The sequence below is a fragment of the Novosphingobium sp. TK71 genome, assembly GCF_055361505.1.
Genome location: NZ_CM143962.1, coordinates 779,972 through 796,101, shown reverse-complemented (window position 1 = coordinate 796,101; position 16,130 = coordinate 779,972). Strand labels below are relative to the sequence as shown.

12 protein-coding genes are annotated in these 16,130 nt (G+C 63.1%); 2 read left to right on the top strand and 10 right to left on the bottom strand.

Annotated elements, in window-relative coordinates:
- Positions 1-16: 16 nt before the first annotated feature.
- The 4 genes from ACXJ16_RS03540 to ACXJ16_RS03525 all read right to left on the bottom strand — a co-directional run bounded on the left by ACXJ16_RS03540 (position 17) and on the right by ACXJ16_RS03525 (position 5,819).
- Entirely contained in the window at positions 17-1,039 is a 1,023-nt protein-coding gene (locus ACXJ16_RS03540) for an alpha-ketoacid dehydrogenase subunit beta (RefSeq protein WP_054438747.1), read from the bottom strand.
- A complete protein-coding gene (locus ACXJ16_RS03535; protein WP_132468999.1) occupies positions 1,036-2,034 on the bottom strand; it encodes a thiamine pyrophosphate-dependent dehydrogenase E1 component subunit alpha in 999 nt (332 codons plus the stop codon). The genes ACXJ16_RS03540 and ACXJ16_RS03535 overlap by 4 nt, the downstream gene beginning before the upstream one ends.
- Positions 2,035-2,119: 85 nt before the next feature.
- Positions 2,120-3,850 (bottom strand): class I adenylate-forming enzyme family protein, encoded by a 1,731-nt coding sequence (locus tag ACXJ16_RS03530; RefSeq protein WP_324695665.1) that lies wholly within the window; start codon positions 3,848-3,850, stop codon positions 2,120-2,122.
- A 280-nt stretch (positions 3,851-4,130) separates the two neighbouring features.
- Positions 4,131-5,819 carry an FAD-binding protein gene (locus tag ACXJ16_RS03525; protein ID WP_185997183.1) on the bottom strand — a complete coding sequence of 563 codons (1,689 nt, stop codon included), beginning with the start codon at positions 5,817-5,819 and terminating at the stop codon, positions 4,131-4,133.
- Between the two features lie 219 nt (positions 5,820-6,038).
- On the opposite strand from ACXJ16_RS03525, the gene ACXJ16_RS03520 reads away from it, so the two are divergent.
- Entirely contained in the window at positions 6,039-6,845 is an 807-nt protein-coding gene (locus ACXJ16_RS03520) for an enoyl-CoA hydratase/isomerase family protein (RefSeq protein WP_324695670.1), read from the top strand.
- A gap of 86 nt (positions 6,846-6,931) precedes the next feature.
- On the opposite strand, the gene ACXJ16_RS03515 is transcribed toward ACXJ16_RS03520, so the two are convergent.
- The 3 genes from ACXJ16_RS03515 to ACXJ16_RS03505 form a co-directional block, all read right to left on the bottom strand.
- Complete coding sequence (locus tag ACXJ16_RS03515; RefSeq protein ID WP_054438751.1) at positions 6,932-7,270, bottom strand: DUF4286 family protein; 339 nt, start codon at positions 7,268-7,270, stop codon at positions 6,932-6,934.
- 124 nt (positions 7,271-7,394) lie between these two features.
- Positions 7,395-8,447 carry a helix-turn-helix domain-containing protein gene (locus ACXJ16_RS03510; protein ID WP_324695675.1) on the bottom strand — a complete coding sequence of 351 codons (1,053 nt, stop codon included), beginning with the start codon at positions 8,445-8,447 and terminating at the stop codon, positions 7,395-7,397.
- Positions 8,448-8,624: 177 nt separating this feature from the next.
- Complete coding sequence (locus ACXJ16_RS03505; protein ID WP_463921285.1) at positions 8,625-9,596, bottom strand: enoyl-CoA hydratase/isomerase family protein; 972 nt, start codon at positions 9,594-9,596, stop codon at positions 8,625-8,627.
- 178 nt (positions 9,597-9,774) lie between these two features.
- Here ACXJ16_RS03505 and ACXJ16_RS03500 point away from each other — a divergent pair, with 178 nt between their 5' ends.
- Positions 9,775-10,830 (top strand): AraC family transcriptional regulator, encoded by a 1,056-nt coding sequence (locus ACXJ16_RS03500; protein ID WP_324695679.1) that lies wholly within the window; start codon positions 9,775-9,777, stop codon positions 10,828-10,830.
- Between the two features lie 47 nt (positions 10,831-10,877).
- Here ACXJ16_RS03500 and ACXJ16_RS03495 read toward each other — a convergent pair whose 3' ends face one another.
- From ACXJ16_RS03495 to ACXJ16_RS03485, 3 genes are all read right to left on the bottom strand, one after another.
- Entirely contained in the window at positions 10,878-11,945 is a 1,068-nt protein-coding gene (locus ACXJ16_RS03495; RefSeq protein ID WP_463921282.1) for an alpha/beta hydrolase, read from the bottom strand.
- A gap of 94 nt (positions 11,946-12,039) precedes the next feature.
- Complete coding sequence (locus ACXJ16_RS03490; protein WP_324695683.1) at positions 12,040-14,586, bottom strand: penicillin-binding protein 1A; 2,547 nt, start codon at positions 14,584-14,586, stop codon at positions 12,040-12,042.
- Between the two features lie 90 nt (positions 14,587-14,676).
- A complete protein-coding gene (locus ACXJ16_RS03485; protein ID WP_132468996.1) occupies positions 14,677-15,546 on the bottom strand; it encodes an N-acetylmuramoyl-L-alanine amidase family protein in 870 nt (289 codons plus the stop codon).
- Between the last annotated feature and the right edge of the window lie 584 nt (positions 15,547-16,130).

Genomic DNA, 16,130 nt, shown 5'->3' with positions numbered 1-16,130 from the left:
AATTCTATTTGCGCGCTCAGCTCATCGCAATGAGGCGCTGAGCCTCGGCAACGATTTCCGGCGGCTGTACGAGGAAGGCGTCTTCCAGCTTCTTGGCGAAAGGCACCGAACAATAGGGCGCACCAAGTCGGCCGACTGGAGCCTTCAGTTTGCCGAACAGGGTTTCCTGCACGGTCGCGGCAATTTCCGCACCGGGACCGAAGTTGCGGCCGGCTTCGTGAACCACGAGCAGGCGGCCGGTCTTCTCGGCTGAGGCCAGCACGGTTTCCTTGTCCCACGGCGAAATCGTGCGCAAGTCGATCACTTCGACAGACACGCCCGCCTTGGTCAGCTCCTCATAGGCCTGCATGACGGTGAACATCATCTGGCCATAGGACACGATGGTGATATCACTGCCCGGCGCAACGACGTTAGCCTTGCCCAGCGGGATCGGGCCCTGATTGACCGGCACGTCCATCGGCACGAACAGCGTCTTGCCGCTTTCGACGATGATGACCGGGTCCGGATCCTGGATGGCCGAAAGGTAGAGGCCCTTGAAGTCTGCCGGGGTCCAGGGGATCACCACCTTGATGCCGGCAGTGTGGCAGAACCAAGCCTCGTAGAAGTCGGCGTGCTGGCCCGCGGTCTGGTTGCCCGCGCCGGTCAGCGTGCGGATCACCATCGGCACCTGGCTCTGCCCGCCCGACATGAAACGCAGCTTGGCCGCATGGTTCACGATCATGTCCATGGCCACGGTCGTGAAATTCATCAGCATGATTTCGGCAACGGGCTTGTAGCCGCCCATGGCCGCACCGATGGCCGCACCGATGATCGCCTGTTCCGAGATCGGCGTGGAGCGCACGCGCATCGTGCCGAACTTCGTCGAAAGACCGCGCGTGACGCCGACAACGCCGCCGCCTTCGTTGTCCGCAATGTCCTCGCCCAGCACGAGAACCTTGGGATCGGCCTCCATCGCTTCCATCAGCGCGGCATTGATCGCCTGAAGGCCGTTCATCTTCACCGTTTCCACGGCAGGGGCTTCGAGAGTTTCAGTGCTCATGCCGGAATCTCCTCGGCAAAGACGTCGCGGCGCAGTTCATCGTCGGACGGGTATTCGCAGGCCATCGCGAATTCGATGGCGTCGTTCACTTCGGCCTCGATCTTCGCGGTGAGCGCGTCGAGTTCCTCGGCCGTCGCCACGCCGTCGTCGATCAGCTTCTGGCGGTAGATCGGCAGCGGGTCCCTGGCAATCGCCTCGGCCTTCTCTTCCTTGGTCATGTAGCCGTCGGCATCGCCGAAGACGTGGCCCATGAAGCGGAAGGTCTTGCATTCAAGAAGCGTCGGCCCCTCGCCCGCGCGGGCACGCTCGATCGCGGCATGGGCGTGAGCGTAGACGTCGACCGGGTCGTTGCCGTCCACGGTGTAGCCCGGCATGCCGTAACCGATCGCGCGCTTCGAGATCAGATCGACGGAAGTGCCGTTCTCATAGCGAGTATGCTCGGCAAAGCCGTTGTTCTGGCAGACGAAGATAACCGGCAGCTTCCAAACGGATGCCAGGTTCAACGCTTCGTGGAACGCGCCGATGTTGCTGGCGCCGTCACCGAAGTAGGCGACCGTGACTTGCTTGGTCCCATCCAGCAGTGCCGCCCAGCCAAAGCCATTGGCGATCGGCATGGACGAACCGACGATGCCGGTAGTGACCATCACACCTGTTTCCGGGTGAGTGAGATGCATCGGGCCGCCCTTGCCCTTGCAGGTACCGTCGACACGGCCGCAGATCTCGGCCCAGAGCGGGCGGAGCGGCATGTCCTTGGCGACCATGTCGTGGATGCCGCGATAGATCGTGCAGATCTTGTCGTCGTCGTTCAGCAGCACCGAGATGGCCGAAGGAATGCATTCCTGCCCGCGCGCCGAATAGTACGGCGCAGTGATGCGGCCGCGACGGATCTGGGTGCGGGTGGCGTCGTCGTTACGCTCGATCCGGATCATCCGGCGATAGATGTCGAGCTGGGTCTTGGCGTCGGGCTTGGCCCGGTTCTCCAGTGTCTGGCTCATGGGTCCTCTCTAGGTCAGCCCCTCTTGCTTGAGGGTGCGCCCCGCTGGGCGGGCTGAACCAGAGTTCAGTACGCCACGGACGGCATCACGCAAGAGTAGGCCGGACCGCCTCGGCGTTATCCGCGTCCAGCCGGGCAACCGCCATCGCGCGAACTTCGCTTGACTTCACTTTTTCACTGCCGGTGATGGCGTAATCCTCGTCCCGAAAGAACAACACCCGGCGCGGCACCTTGAAGCTGGCGATCTCTTCCTTGCACGAGGCGATAACGGTCTGCTCATCCAGCAGCGCCCCGTCTAGCGGGACGATGCAGGCGACCACCATTTCGCCCAGCAGGTCGTCAGGCACCCCAACCGTCTGGGTGCGTTTCACCCCCGGAATCCGGGCGATCACCTCGTCCACCTCGATCGGGGCGACATTTGCGCCTCCCGTCTTTATCATCTCGGTCATGCGCCCCTCCCAGAAGAAGCGGCCTGCCTCGTCGACCCGACCTGCGTCTCCCGTGCAGAAGAAACCCTCGGCATCGAAGCACTCTTCAGGCGCCTTGCCGAGGTAGCCGGACATCAGCGTCGGCCCCTTGATGCACATCTCCCCGACCGTTCCCACGGGGACTGAACGGCCCGATATCGGCTCTACGATTTTTAGGAAATTGCCCGGCAAAGGCGTCCCGAACGATCCCTCCACCCGGCCTTCAGGAGCGTCGGCAACGAACGAGGTGCAGATCGTCATAGTCTCGGTACAGCCGAACGACATCGGCACTTCCCATTGGGTCGAAACGGTCGGGTGCTGCCAGATCAGCTCTCCGCGCGGCACATACTTCACGCTGGAAAGGTCTGCCCTGGCCCACTTCGGAGATGCCTTAAGCCGTGCCCACTGGTGCGGGCGGCCATTGAGAAACGTCACCCGCTCCCGCTCCGCCAGATCCAGCGCCTCGTCCGCATCGAACATCCGCTGGAGAACTATCGTCCCTCCGGTCGAGAACGCCGTCCCCACCACCATGGAAACATTGCCCGACCAGAAGAAGCCGTTCCCCGTCCAACTGCGCACGGGCTCATGCATCGCGAAGAGCCGCGGCCAGCGCCACCACTGCACGGCGAAGGCGCGCTGCGAATGGACAACGCCCTTGGGCAGGCTGGTGGTACCGGAGGAAAAGAAGATGCCGCCGGGATCGGTAGGGTGAACACTGTCCGCCCGCTCCAGCACGAGCGCCTTTTCGATCCGCGCTCCATGGGAAAGAAACTCGTCCCATGTCTCGACCGCGCCCCCGGCAGCAACCGCCATCGGCTCGGCTTCGCCCTGAACCCCGCCGAGCGAAACGAGGCGCCTCAGATAGGGAAAGTGAACCGAAGCCAGCACCCCTGGACGCGATTTCGCAATCTCAGGGTCAAGCTCGTGCAACATGGTCCCGAAGTGCTTCCTGATGACCTGTTGCTCGAAAAGCAGCAACGAGACCTGCGATGCGCGGACGAGATGGTCCAGTTCCTGCGCCGTCGAAAAGGTGCTCAGCGCCACCGGCACTCCGCCCGCCAGCGCGGTGCCGAACAGGCTGGAAAGAAACTCGGGCCGGTTGGTCATCAGGATGCCGACACGCTCACCCTTGCCGATCCCGCAACCCACCAATGCACGGGCCACTTCCACCGCGCGCGTCAGCAGGTCGTCGTAGGTCCATGCAGTACGGTGATCGCCCTTGCGCAGCACCACGGCCTCTCGAGGGCCATAGCGCGCGGCGACCTCTCGCAAGTAGCCGGCGATCGTGTGAGCCCCCTGCCCCGGTTCTTCGGCAAGCGGCGGTCCGGCGACGACTGAAGGGCTGCTCATAGGTAAGGTTTCTCCCCGGACAGCACATTGCGTGCCTGACTTTCGCCATGCCTAGCAGGCCCTCCGGGAGGCTGGAACGTGCGGCTAGCCGGTTTGGTGCGGCAGTCACGCCCTTTCGCCGCTGGAGGCAATGCCATCGCCCAGGTGAACCGCAAGTGCGAAGTCACCGGCAGGAAATCCTGACGGAAAGACCAGGCACGCAGCGCTCCCATTGGAACGCCGCGCGATGGGAACACAAAAAGGCAGCGCCTGCTATGAACCGGCCTTTCCGGGGCCCAGCTTAAACCTGATTCCCCAATCCAGCGGCGTGCTTCGCCGCGATCCAGCCGAACGTCATCGACGGACCGACACTGGCACCGGCACCCGGATATACCCGGCCCATAGGCGAGGCCGTGGCGACCCCGCAGGCATAAAGCCCCTCGATCGGAGTGCCATCCGCCTTGAGAACCCTGGAATCGCTATCGCACACGACGCCGCCATAAGTGCCGACATCGCCCGGAACGACCGGGATTGCATAGAATGGGCCCTTCTCGATGGTGCCCATGCAGGCGTTAGGGCCATCCTTGAAGAATGGATCACCGAGCCAGTTGTCATAGGCGCGAACGCCGCGGTGGAAGTCCTCGTCCCGCCCGCCGCGCACGAAGCCGTTCCAGCGCTCGACCGTGGCCTTGAGAGCGTCCTGCGGTACGCCGATCTCGGAGGCGAGCGCTTCCACACTGTCCGCTCTGCGCATCCAGCCGGATGAGAGCCAGTTCGCCATGTTCTTTTTCGCGGTCCCCTTACCGGCGACGGCATATTCATCCATGTATTGCTGGTCCATGATCGCCCAGCTCGGAATTGCCGGAACGGAGCGGTTGCGAACCAACATGTTCTCGCAGAACTCCTCGTAGGAACCGCCTTCGTTCATGTAGCGCACGCCGGTCTGGTCGACCTGGATGGCATGGGGCTTGCCGGTCGTGCTCTGGGTGCCGGGTTTCACATAATCCGTATCCCAACCCGGGGCTTCCGACATCTGGAAGCCGACCATCTGGTCCATTTGCGCAAGAACGGCCCCATGGCGTTCCAGTTCGGCGTGCATGTCGCCGGTATCGCTCTCGATGCCGTTCGACCATTCCTTGCGGGTCCCGGGCATGTACTTGTCGCGCATGGCCTGGTTCTGAGAGAAACCTCCCGCGTTCATGAGCACGCCGAGCCGCGCGCCCACGCGCCAGGGCTTGCCGTCCTTCCGCGTAAGCACGCCAACGGCGCGCCCGCCCTCCACGATCGTTTCATCTACAGGGCTGTCCGTGCGGATTTCAGCCGCATTCCTGTCCAGCACTGCCTTGAGCATACGGCCCTGCAGCGCCGCACCGGCAGTCACCCAATGCTTCCCGGTCAGTTTCCCGATCACGACCTTCACCGCGATCTTGAGGAGGATTTTCTTGATCGCCCACGAGTGCTTCGCGAAAGGCAGCTTCATGCCGTCATCGAGCTTCACAGGCACTTCCGCAAAGCCCTGCCGAAGTTTTCCTGCCCACTCCTTGCCCAGCACGTTCTTGTCGAAGGGCAAAGCCGTGACGGTACGGCTCGTCTTCATGCCACCGGGAAGTTCGTCGTAATAATCAGGCCAGAACCGCGAACCCCGCTCCATGGCGACGCCTTGCCCGACGATGAAATCGAGCATCCGGGTCGCCTCGCGGGCATAGGTGCGGCGCCGCTCGGAGCTTGTGCCGGGGCTGTCTTCACCATCGGGCACGACCGCGTCGAGGTAGGTGCAGGCCTGCTCGAAGCTGTCCTCGCCCGGGTCCATGAAGCGGTTGTTGGGAATCCACATCACGCCGCCGGACTTGGCGGTGGTCCCGCCGACCCAAGGCGCCTTTTCGAGGATCAGAACCGACTTTCCCGCCTGCTTCATCAGCAGCGCCGAAGCCATGGAACCCGCACCGCTGCCCACGACCACCCAGTCGAAGCTCTCGTCGAACTGCGCCATCTTCGTTCTTTTCCTCTTCCCCGGCCCGCAGTCATGCTGCGCAAGCGTTCAGCGAGGTAGACCGGACTTGTAGCGCCTTGGCAAGGCGCGCAGGCCGGCCAGGCAGTTCGTGACCAAAGGTTTCGCCCCGGCGAAGGCTGCCCCTTCCGCGAAGTTCGAAGCTGCCTTGCCTGCCGCAAAGTCCTATGAGCGGAACAGAGAGAGGGAGACTGACCGAATATGAGCGAAAAGCCGCCGCTGCCCCATCTGGGCACTATCGCCTTGGCACGCGAAGGCCGCCTGCTGCGCATCACGCTTAACCGCCCCGAGGCGATGAACGCAGTGAACCTTCAGCTCCATGACGATCTGGCCGAAGCCATGTGGTTCGCCCAGGCCGATACGGGTTCCGACGTGATCCTGCTCACAGGAGCCGGCCGCGCCTTCTCCGCCGGGGGCGATCTCGACCATATCGAGCACAATGCCCGCAACCCCCATCTGTTCGATCACGAAGCCCGCGTCGCCAAGCGCATCGTTTCGACGCTGCTCGATATCGACAAGCCGGTGGTGTGCCGGATGAACGGCCATGCGGTCGGTCTCGGCGCGACGCTGGCGCTCCTCTGCGACGTGATCTTCGCCGCGGAAGGCGCGAAGATCGGCGATCCTCATGTCGGGCTCGGGCTGGTGGCGGGAGACGGCGGCGCGGTGATCTGGGCTCAACGCATCGGGCTGACGCGCGCCAAGGAATACCTGCTGACCGGCGACCTGCTGACCGCAAGCCGCGCGGCGGAGATCGGCCTGGTGAATTACTGCGTTCCGGCCGACGAACTGGATGCACGTGTCGATGCGTTCTGCGCAAAACTGCTCGGCGGCGCGATGGTCGCGATCCGTGCAACCAAGGTTCTTACCAATCTGGAATTGAAGCGGCTTGCCACCGCACTCATGGATGCCGGTATCGCCTACGAATCCGTGTCCGTCCGAAGTGCGGACCACCTCGAAGGCATACAGGCGCTGAAGGAAAAACGCGCGCCTCGTTTCATTGGACGTTAGCGTTCCCCCAAGGCTGCGATGTGAGACGGTACAGCCGGTCCCATCGCAGCCTTGGGGAACGCGCTAAGGGATAGCGGATCTGACGGTCACTCGGCCGGCACCACCCGGTCCCCCATTTCCGTGAACAGTGCCGTGTAGCATGTTCCGAAATCCTGCGCGTCGCTCTGAGTGAGTTCGCCGGCCGCGGTTGCCTTCCCGATCGCCCCGAGCAGTGCCATCGGATCGTCAGTCTCGATATCGTAGATCGCGAGATAGGGATTGCTGTCATTTCCGATCAGCCTGGCGACCAGTTCGTAGCGCTGGGCTCCGTGCATGCCGAACTTGTTGACCAGCTCAGGCAAGTGATTGTTATTGTACCAATCATGGTATTCGGCGTCTCGGCCAGCCTGCGGCGTGGTGAGTGCGATCAGTTTGTACTTGGGCACGGGCATCCTCCAGGAGTTTTCTCGGCCGCGAGCTTCCTTCACGGCGCACTGACGGCGCAAGGTTCTCCACACAGCACAGTACAGGCATCGCCTCGGCGTGAACCACGCCCCGAACGGCTACGATCTACTGGAGGAGCTGGCTTCCGCTCACGAGTTCGACGAAAGGTTCCTTGTCCGCCACGGCCGCGACACGATGCTGGCAGACCGCGAGTTCGGCTCCGCATTCCCCGCGATATTCGCGCGGATTGGCGCCGAATACGCGCTTGAACATACGGCTGAAATGAGCCGGGCTCTTGAAGCCCACGCCATAAGCAATCTCGCTGATCGAGATGTCTCGCGGATCGGACCTGCCGAGCCAGTCCCTCGCCTTAGTCAGGCGCTGCTCCCAGACCAGCTCAGAAAACGAGGTATCGCGCAGGCGCAGCAGAAACGAGAGATAGCGCGGCGAGATACCGCAACCTTTCGCAACCATGGCCGTCGAAAGCTGGGGATCGGAGAGATGCACCTCGATAAAACGCAGCACTTCCTCCAGCCTGCGATCGGCTATCGACTGACGCGCGGGCTGGAGTTGATCGAGCAGCCGCACGGCATTGGCCACGAGTGCTATCGCGGTCTCTACAAGAAGCCTCGCCGAGGATTCGCCCAGTTTCCCATCATCGGCAAAGACCTCGCCTAGCATGCGCTCGGCCATTGCCAGTTCGGGTGCACCGGCCACCAGAACCAGGCCTGCGCCGAGATCCTGCGCGATATGGGAACGCAGCAGATGGGTCGGCACGGTGACATGCAGGACTTCGTGCGCGCCGTCACTGTCAGTGCGGCATTCGATGAGGAACGGCGACATCGAACGCGTTATCATCAGGTCGCCCGGGCGTGCCAGTTTGCTTCCGCACTGGTCCGAAAATCCGAGTTCTCCTTTGCGAACGAACCAGAGGATCGACAGGTCGGTGGCGTCCTCCCGGATATGTTGCCGGGACCGGCGGAACGAGAGGTTGCTGGCAGAACGCTGGCGGATGATCGACATCGCCCCCACCGCCTTACGTTCCGAACGCACCTCCACATTTGGCGCATCCTCGACCCAGAAGTCTCCGCGATAATATTCCTGATCCCGGCTGCCACGGAACATGCGCTGGCCATCGCGGTAATTGCGTTTGTCTAGCGCGAACAAGGTTTCTGCCATGACCCTCTCCCTGGGTACGGAAACCGCGTGGTTCCCGGCTTGCGCCCCGGCCGATTCCCGTCGGTCTCGCGGCACGAGTCGAAAGTATCACGACCACGCGGCATAACTCTACATTCGATGCGGAAGCATCTGCATTGCATGCATCCATTGACCTTGCATGCGGATCGAACCGCCAGATCAGCCCTCCCGGCCCTTCTTCGATAGCCGCCACTCAGGGGGATAATTGGTGTCGTGGCCCTTCACGACCTTGCCGATGCCCTGCTTGAACGTGCTGCCCTTGCCGAGATTGACGTCGTTCTCGCCATCGTCCTTCATCAGCGGCAACATGCCCTCGAGCCATCCCGTGAGCAGGCTTCCCATGTATTCGCCGCGGTACTGCTTGTAGGCTTCGATGAAGGTCTTTTGCGCAACGACCACGTCGGTAGGTCGGGTGATCGAGCAGGCATGGGCGTACTTGGCGGTCTCCGCTTCCAGCTTGTCGCGGGTAACCACGGAATTCACGAAGTTGCAGTGGTGCATTTCGTCAGCCGTGAAGGGCCGGCCGGTGAAGAGCATCTCCGAGAACCGCCGCAAACCCACCATCTCCAGCCATTGCCACATGCGGGGGCCCCAGCCTGCGTAACGGAACGAAGGATGGCCAAACAGCGCGTCATCCGCGGAAACGATGATATCGGCATCTGCGCACTGGTAGAAATGCCAGCCATAGCAGTAGCCCTTCGCCTCGATGATCGAGATCTTCTTGAACTCCTGGAGCGGGCGGTTCCCCGATCGCGCCTTGGCATAATAATCCGTGAGTCCATGGAGATAACGGAAGGACCCGGGCGGTGGGTACTTCACGTCTGGGGCCTCGATCTCGAGATCGGTCAGGAAACCGTCGCCCGGCCTGGGGTTCAGATAGAGATCGCCGTGTTCGTCAAGGTCGCCGCCGCTGCCCAGGTTATCGCCCGCCCCCCGGATAACCAGCACCTTGACGTCATCGTCGATGTTGGCCTGAAAGACCAGTTCACCGAACCGCGCGCGCATACCGATCGTTGCCGTGTTGTGCTTGTCGATCCGGTCGAAAGTGATCGTCGCGATCTTGGTAGCCTTGTCCTTCTGGTAAAGAACGTGCTGCTCCGCGACCTTCTTGTGGTCGACTATCGTTTTCATGCCTCTCTCCCGCGCCTCTTCCCGCGCCGCCTTGTCTGCGATCCACGGCTTTCCCGAGTGCTGCCACAGGCAAGCCGGGGGGTATTGGCAATAGGCGCGGGTTTCTCGATATTGGGTGCCGCCGCCCAGCGGCCCATCAGCGGCGAACACGCCCGGTGCGAGAGGAAGCGACCAAAGGATGGAACCGGAACATAACAGCTTCTTCAGCCTGGACGGCCCGCTGGACGTGGCGCCGGGTGGAGGCCAGGTTCGCGCGGCCAACTTCGCGGGACTGGCCAATCTCGCCCGCAGCCACGGCCGCGACGCGCGCGGCATCGTCGAACGGCACGGCATGGAAGCGCGCGTCCTGATCGACCCGGAGAGCCTGGTGGCGCCGCAACAGGTGGCCGACACTTTCGAATATTGCAGCGCGATCTTCGACGATCCGCTGTTCGGCCTTCATTTCGCCTCCATGCAGGATCCCGAAGTCTTCGGTTGCGTGACCGCCCTGTGCCGTTCAGCCCCCACCGTTCGTGCCGGTATCCGCTGCCTCATCGATTTCCTTCCCGTGGTTCACGCGCCCGACTGTGAGGTGGTCTTGATCGAAGGGCGCGAGACCGCCGAACTGACATGGCTGGTCAATGCCGACATCGGCGTGAACGATCAGGCCAATTATCAGGCGGCGATGCTGAACCTGAAACTGCTCCAGGCGATCGGCGGTCCCGCATTCAAACCCAGTTGGGTCAGCCTCTCCGCCGATCCGCGCCAGAGCGACCTTCCTGAAATCGAGAAACTGCTCGGCTGCAAGGTCATGGGACAATCGAGCCGCAATTCCGTGGCCTTCCCGGTAAGGGCACTGGAGCAACCCGTGCCGAGCGCCAACCGGCTGCTCTACAAACTGCTCGGCTCCTATCTGCAGCGCGTGAAATCGGCCCACAGCCCTTCCATCGTCGACAAGGTGAACAGCTATATCCGCGGATCGCTGGCATCCGGTGCCTGTTCGATCGAACGCTGCGCCGAAAAGACGGGAATGTCCGTCCGCACCCTGCAATCGCGGCTATCCGCCGAGAGCGTCCGATTCTCCGAACTGGTGGAGAAACAGCGCGAAAGCCTTGCGCGCGTGCATTTGTCCGACCGCCGGCTCTCGCTTGACGAAATCGCCGACCGGCTCGGCTACGGCGAACAGACGAGCTTCGGCCGCGCCTTCAAGCGGTGGACGGGGATGACACCGCAGCAGTTCCGCGCCGGCTGCTGAAAGACTGCCTGCAGCGCCCTGCCCGACGGACAGGGCGCCCGGTGAAACTACTTCCGTTCGGCCTCGATCTCGTCAAGCGTCGTCCTGGCGAGTTTCAGGAACTTCAGGGTATCGACCTGCGCCGAAGGAATGTCCTTACGGAAAGTGGCGAAGCCGTGGACGAGGCCCTTTCCTTCGTAGTAAGTCGTTGGAACGCCTGCCGCGATAAGCTTCGCCGCATAGGCGCGCCCCTGATCCCGCAACGGATCGAGACCGGCCGTCACCAGCACGGTCGGCGGCAATCCGGCCAGATCGCCAAGCAATGGCGACGTCCGCAAGCTTTTCGGATCGGCGGCATAGTGCTGGCGGAAATAGACCGTAACGCTGTCATCAAGACCATAGCCCGTGCCGAACTGGCGAAGTGACGGATACTCGTTCACGAAATCCGCAGCAGGGTAGATCGGCAACTGCATGATGACCGGAACTGCCGCCGGCTTGTCGCGCAGCGCCGCCGCAACGATCAGGGTCAGGTTCCCGCCGGCGCTGTCTCCGCTCAGGACCAGGCCGGTGACACCGAGACCAAGCGCCTTGCCGTTACCCGCGATCCAGCGCGCAGCCGCCTCGCCATCGTCCGGTGCCGCGGGCCAGGGATGTTCGGGAGCGAGCCTGTACTCCACCGAAACAACGGGCAGATCCAGTTGGCGCGAGATTTCGGCTGCCAGAGCCGCATGAGTCTCCACGCTGCCCAATACGAAGCCGCCGCCGTGATAGAACACCACGACCGGTCCGGGCCCGCGATCGGCGCGAACGTCAAACACCCGTAGCGCCATCGCACCGCCCGGCCCCGGCATCTCGAATTTTCGATCAACCGCAAGATTGCCGACCGGAAGATCGCGAGACGGCATTGCCGAGGGCGGCAACTTGCGAATTTGGGCGATTGTTTCGGCGGTCAAAGGAGGCAGCGGCTGTGCACTGGAAGCCCTGAGATAAGCCTCCACATCGGGTCGGACATAAGGCGCCGCCTGCGTCACGCCGACTGCAGCATCCTTCGCCGCGAGGTGGGCCGGTGCGGCCAGTGTCATGAAAACAGAAAGCAACAGCCCCGATCGGCAGGCACGATTCTTCGAATCGGTCATGAAATGCATCCTCTCCTCCCCTGTAGGGAGGGCTGTTTTACGTATGCATTTCACGCTTGGCGAGCGGGAGACTACTGCATCCCCCGCTCCTGCATCAATAAACGCCGCCCTGTTGCTCGGCAAAGTCCTGCGCCTCGCCGGCGGCGGCGGCGGCCGAGGCCTGCCGTGCTTCCTGGGCACCGCGAATTTCGGAAACCAGCGCATCGCGGCGACGGGCGAACTCGTCTTCCGGCGTGTACTGCCGCGGCTCCGTATCGGGCTTGAAAGCTTCCCAGATGACCGCGGCCTTGGGATCGTTGCCAGGCTCGACACCCATGACCTGCTTGCCGGTCACCCGATCGATGCGCACCATCCTGATCCCCGCCGGAGCGACGAAAGGCTGCACGCCCCACCTTGCCCTCGTGGCCTGGACGACCTGCTTGAAGATCGGCGCCGCAATCCGTCCGCCTTGCGCGTATCCGCCAAGCGAACGCGGGGAATCGTAGCCGAGATAGACGCCGCCGACATAGTCCTGCGTCCCGCCCACGAACCACACGTCCGTCGGGCCGTTGGTCGTACCGGTCTTGCCGAACATCGGCATGTTGAGATCGCGCAGGGTAACGGCCGTGCCGCGGGTAACGACACCTTCGAGCATGTGGACCACCTGATAGGCAGTGCCCGCATCGATCACCTGCTTGCCCTTGCGGTCTATGCGCGGCATCGGTTTGCCGTCCCACTCGGCCATATTGCAGGTATCGCAGCGCCGGTTGTCGGCCTTCCAGATCACCTTGCCGTTGCGATCCTGCACATAGTCGACCACCGAGGAACCGAACTGGACACCGTTGTTGGCGAGCGCCGAATAAGCGTTGACCATGCGTGACACAGTTGTCTCGCCAGCGCCCAGCGCGAACGAAAGGTACGGCTTGTATTCGCCGATACCCACCGTCTTGAAAGTCTTGACCACGCGCGACATCCCGGTGTCGTTGGCAATGCGTACCGTCATCAGGTTTCGCGACTGCTCAAGGCCCCAGCGCATCGTGTGGCTGCCGCTTCCGCCTGCTCCGCCAAAGTTGCGGAAGCATTTGTCACCCAGTCCCGCACCCTGATAGACACAGAATGTTCCATCAAGGACCTGCGTGGCGGGCGTCATCCCGTATTGGAGACCGGTCGCATAGACGAAAGGCTTGATCGTCGAACCCGGCTGGCGCTCGGCCTGGATGGCGCGGTTGAAGGCATCGAGCCCCGAATCGAAACCGCCCTGCATCGCCATCACGCGGCCGGTCGCCGGCTGTTCGATAACCATCCCGCCGGACACTTCAGGAATAGTGCGAACCGCATAAGTGCCTGCAGAAACAGGTGCAGCCGCCACGAGATCCCCTGTCTTGGCAAGGTCCGGCACATTGGTGAGCGCGGCGATGTTACCGTCCGAGAACCCGATGCGCCCGGTCGAACCGCTGCGATCGAGGATCACGCCGATGCGCCAATCCTTGTAGTCGATCGTCTTGTTGGAGACGATCAGCTGGGTCTGCCACGAGTCCAGGTCGTTGATATGGGCAATCGGGTGCGCCCAGGCGCGGTTGCCCTGATAGCGCAGGAGACCGGCACGAAGGCCGTCCCGCACCGCGTCCTGCATCTGCGTATCAAGGGAGGTGCGAACCCAGAGCCCGCCCGCATAGACGCTGTTCGGCCCATCCTCGGCCTTTTCGCCATACTGGTCGATCAGACGGCGGCGGACTTCCTCGATGAAGTAGCCATTGCCGGTCGGATAGGTTTCCGCGCGCCGAGGAATGAGGCCGAGCGGCTGAGACTTGGCGGCTTCGGCATCGGCGCGGCTGGCCCAGCCATTCTCGACCATCTGGCCGAGCACCCAGTTGCGGCGCTCGATCGCCATGCCTTCATATTGCTTGCGACCGTAGCGCTCCGGCGCCTTGGGCAGGATCGCCAGGAATGCCACTTCGTGAAGCTGGAGCTGATCTACGTCCTTGCCGAAGTAGGCGCGTGCCGCAGCCTGAACGCCGAAGCTCTGCCGCCCGAGGGGAATCTCGTTAAGGTAGAGTTCGAGGATCTGCTGCTTGGTCAACACGCCTTCGATGCGGCGGGCGACGACCATTTCCTTGAGCTTGCGGGTGACCGAATATTCGTCACCGATCAGGATGTTCTTGGCGACCTGCTGGGTGATCGTCGAACCGCCCCGGGCCCGTCCGCCGGTGCCGAGCTTGGAGGCATAGTCCACCACCGCCCCAGCCAGACCGGTCACATCGACACCGCCGTGCGTCCAGAAGGTCTTGTCCTCGGCCGAGAGGAAAGCATCCACCAGCGGCCTGGGAAAATCGACATATCGCAGCTGAACGCGCCGCTCACGGGCATAACTGTAGACGATCTCGCCATCGATCCCGCGAACCATGGTCGGCAGCGGCGGCTGGTATTCGAGCAGCTTGTTGGCGTCGGGAAGGTCGTGCGTGAAACTTACCCAAAGGCCACCTAGAACGACCAGACCGGCACCTGCGACGTAGCTTAGGCGCCGCAGCCCCTTGCGTTCGCGCCAAGCCCTGCCCAAGCCTGAAAAACGGCCTGCAAATCGCCCGCCAGCTCCACGACGGATGCGGTAATGGGCGTCCTCGGGCGGCTGTTCGGAGCCGTTCTCGATGATCTCGTCGGTCATTGCGAGTGCCCTCTAGCACGCCCCTTTCGCGCAAGGCCAGACGCGCCGCGCTCTTTTCGTCGCAGTGCCCGTCCTGCCTGCGCCCGCGGCTCAGCCACCACCGTTCCTTGCGAAGTACGCGCGGATCGCGCGGGCAGCGGCATCGGCGAGCGCCTGTTGACCGGCCCGCGAAGTCAGAACCTGAGCATCCCCCTGATTGTTGATGTATCCCGTTTCGAACAGGATCGAGGGGATGTCCGGCGCCTTGAGCACGGCCAGAGCCGCCGTCTCCACCTGTTCCCGGTGGAGCCCGAGACCTGCCGCGCGCAGTTCGCGCAGCACCAGTTCGCCCGCCTGCGTGGACCCCGCCTGGGTTCCGCGCTGCGACAGGTCGAGCAGGATCGCGCCGACGCTCTGGCTGGTCTGCGAAAGAGCGACGCCGTTCACTCGTCCGGCCTCGTTCTCCCGCGCGGCAAAACGCTCGGCCGCCTCGCTCGACCCTTTTTCCGACAATACATAGATGCTCGCGCCGCGCGCCGAATCGCTGTCCGCGCTATCCGCATGGATCGAAACGAAAAGATCCGCTCCAAGTCGGCGCGCCATATCGGGCCGGTCCGGCAGGGAAATGAAGCGGTCGGTATCGCGCGTCAGCGCTACCCTCACCCCGCCGCCCTCGACCAGACGATTGCGCAGCATCAGCGCGATCCGCAGCGCAACCGCCTTTTCCTTGACCTCGCCCTGCCCGGCTCCGGGATCGAAGCCCCCGTGCCCCGCATCGATAACGACCAGCGGCCGGCTCGAATCCGCAGGACCGTCGACGCGCGGCAGATCGACCGGCGTGCCTGCCGCGGGCATGTCGAAACGAACGACGTAATCGAGATCGCGCGGAGAAACGAAGAAACGCGGTCCCACAACCGCCAATGCGATCGCCAGCGCCAGGGGCGCGGAAAGGATCATGACCAGCTGGATGCTGCGCGACATGGCGTTTTGACTAGGATCGCATGATCGCCCCCGCAATACTGCCGATCTGCCCTTTTCCCCCATTTTTACGCCTCGAACCGCAATCCCGGCAGTGATCCTGCATGGCGTTCGGCAATGAACTTGCCCTGCGGGACCATGGGAACTTGCCGTGCCGGGCCATGGATGCTAGGCCAATTCGACCCGGGGCTCGGAAGCTTTCGGTCCTCACATGCCGGACAGACACCACACTGGATGGTGCCGGACAGGATCGGTCAAGCCAGAACCCGGCCGTCAAAGCCGGAAAATCCGTTCCGGAACCAACAGGTTGACGCGAGAGATGAGAAGCCAATTGCCGCTTTGCCAGCCAGTCCCCGAAAGGGCGTGGGCGGTATCGCAGCAATTTTCCGCGTGTCCGAATTCGCCACGCGCACTTCCGCTCGCAGACACGCCGGCCATCCGCAAGGTTGCCGGCCCCTCCGCCGCCCTGACGGCGGCAGACACGAAAACAGTCGCACTCGGAGCGCTGGATTGCTCCGTTTCCACACTTACCCCCGCCCGCGTCGAGACGCGTCCTGCCGCATCCGGCAGACCCAAGGCTTTCGCAG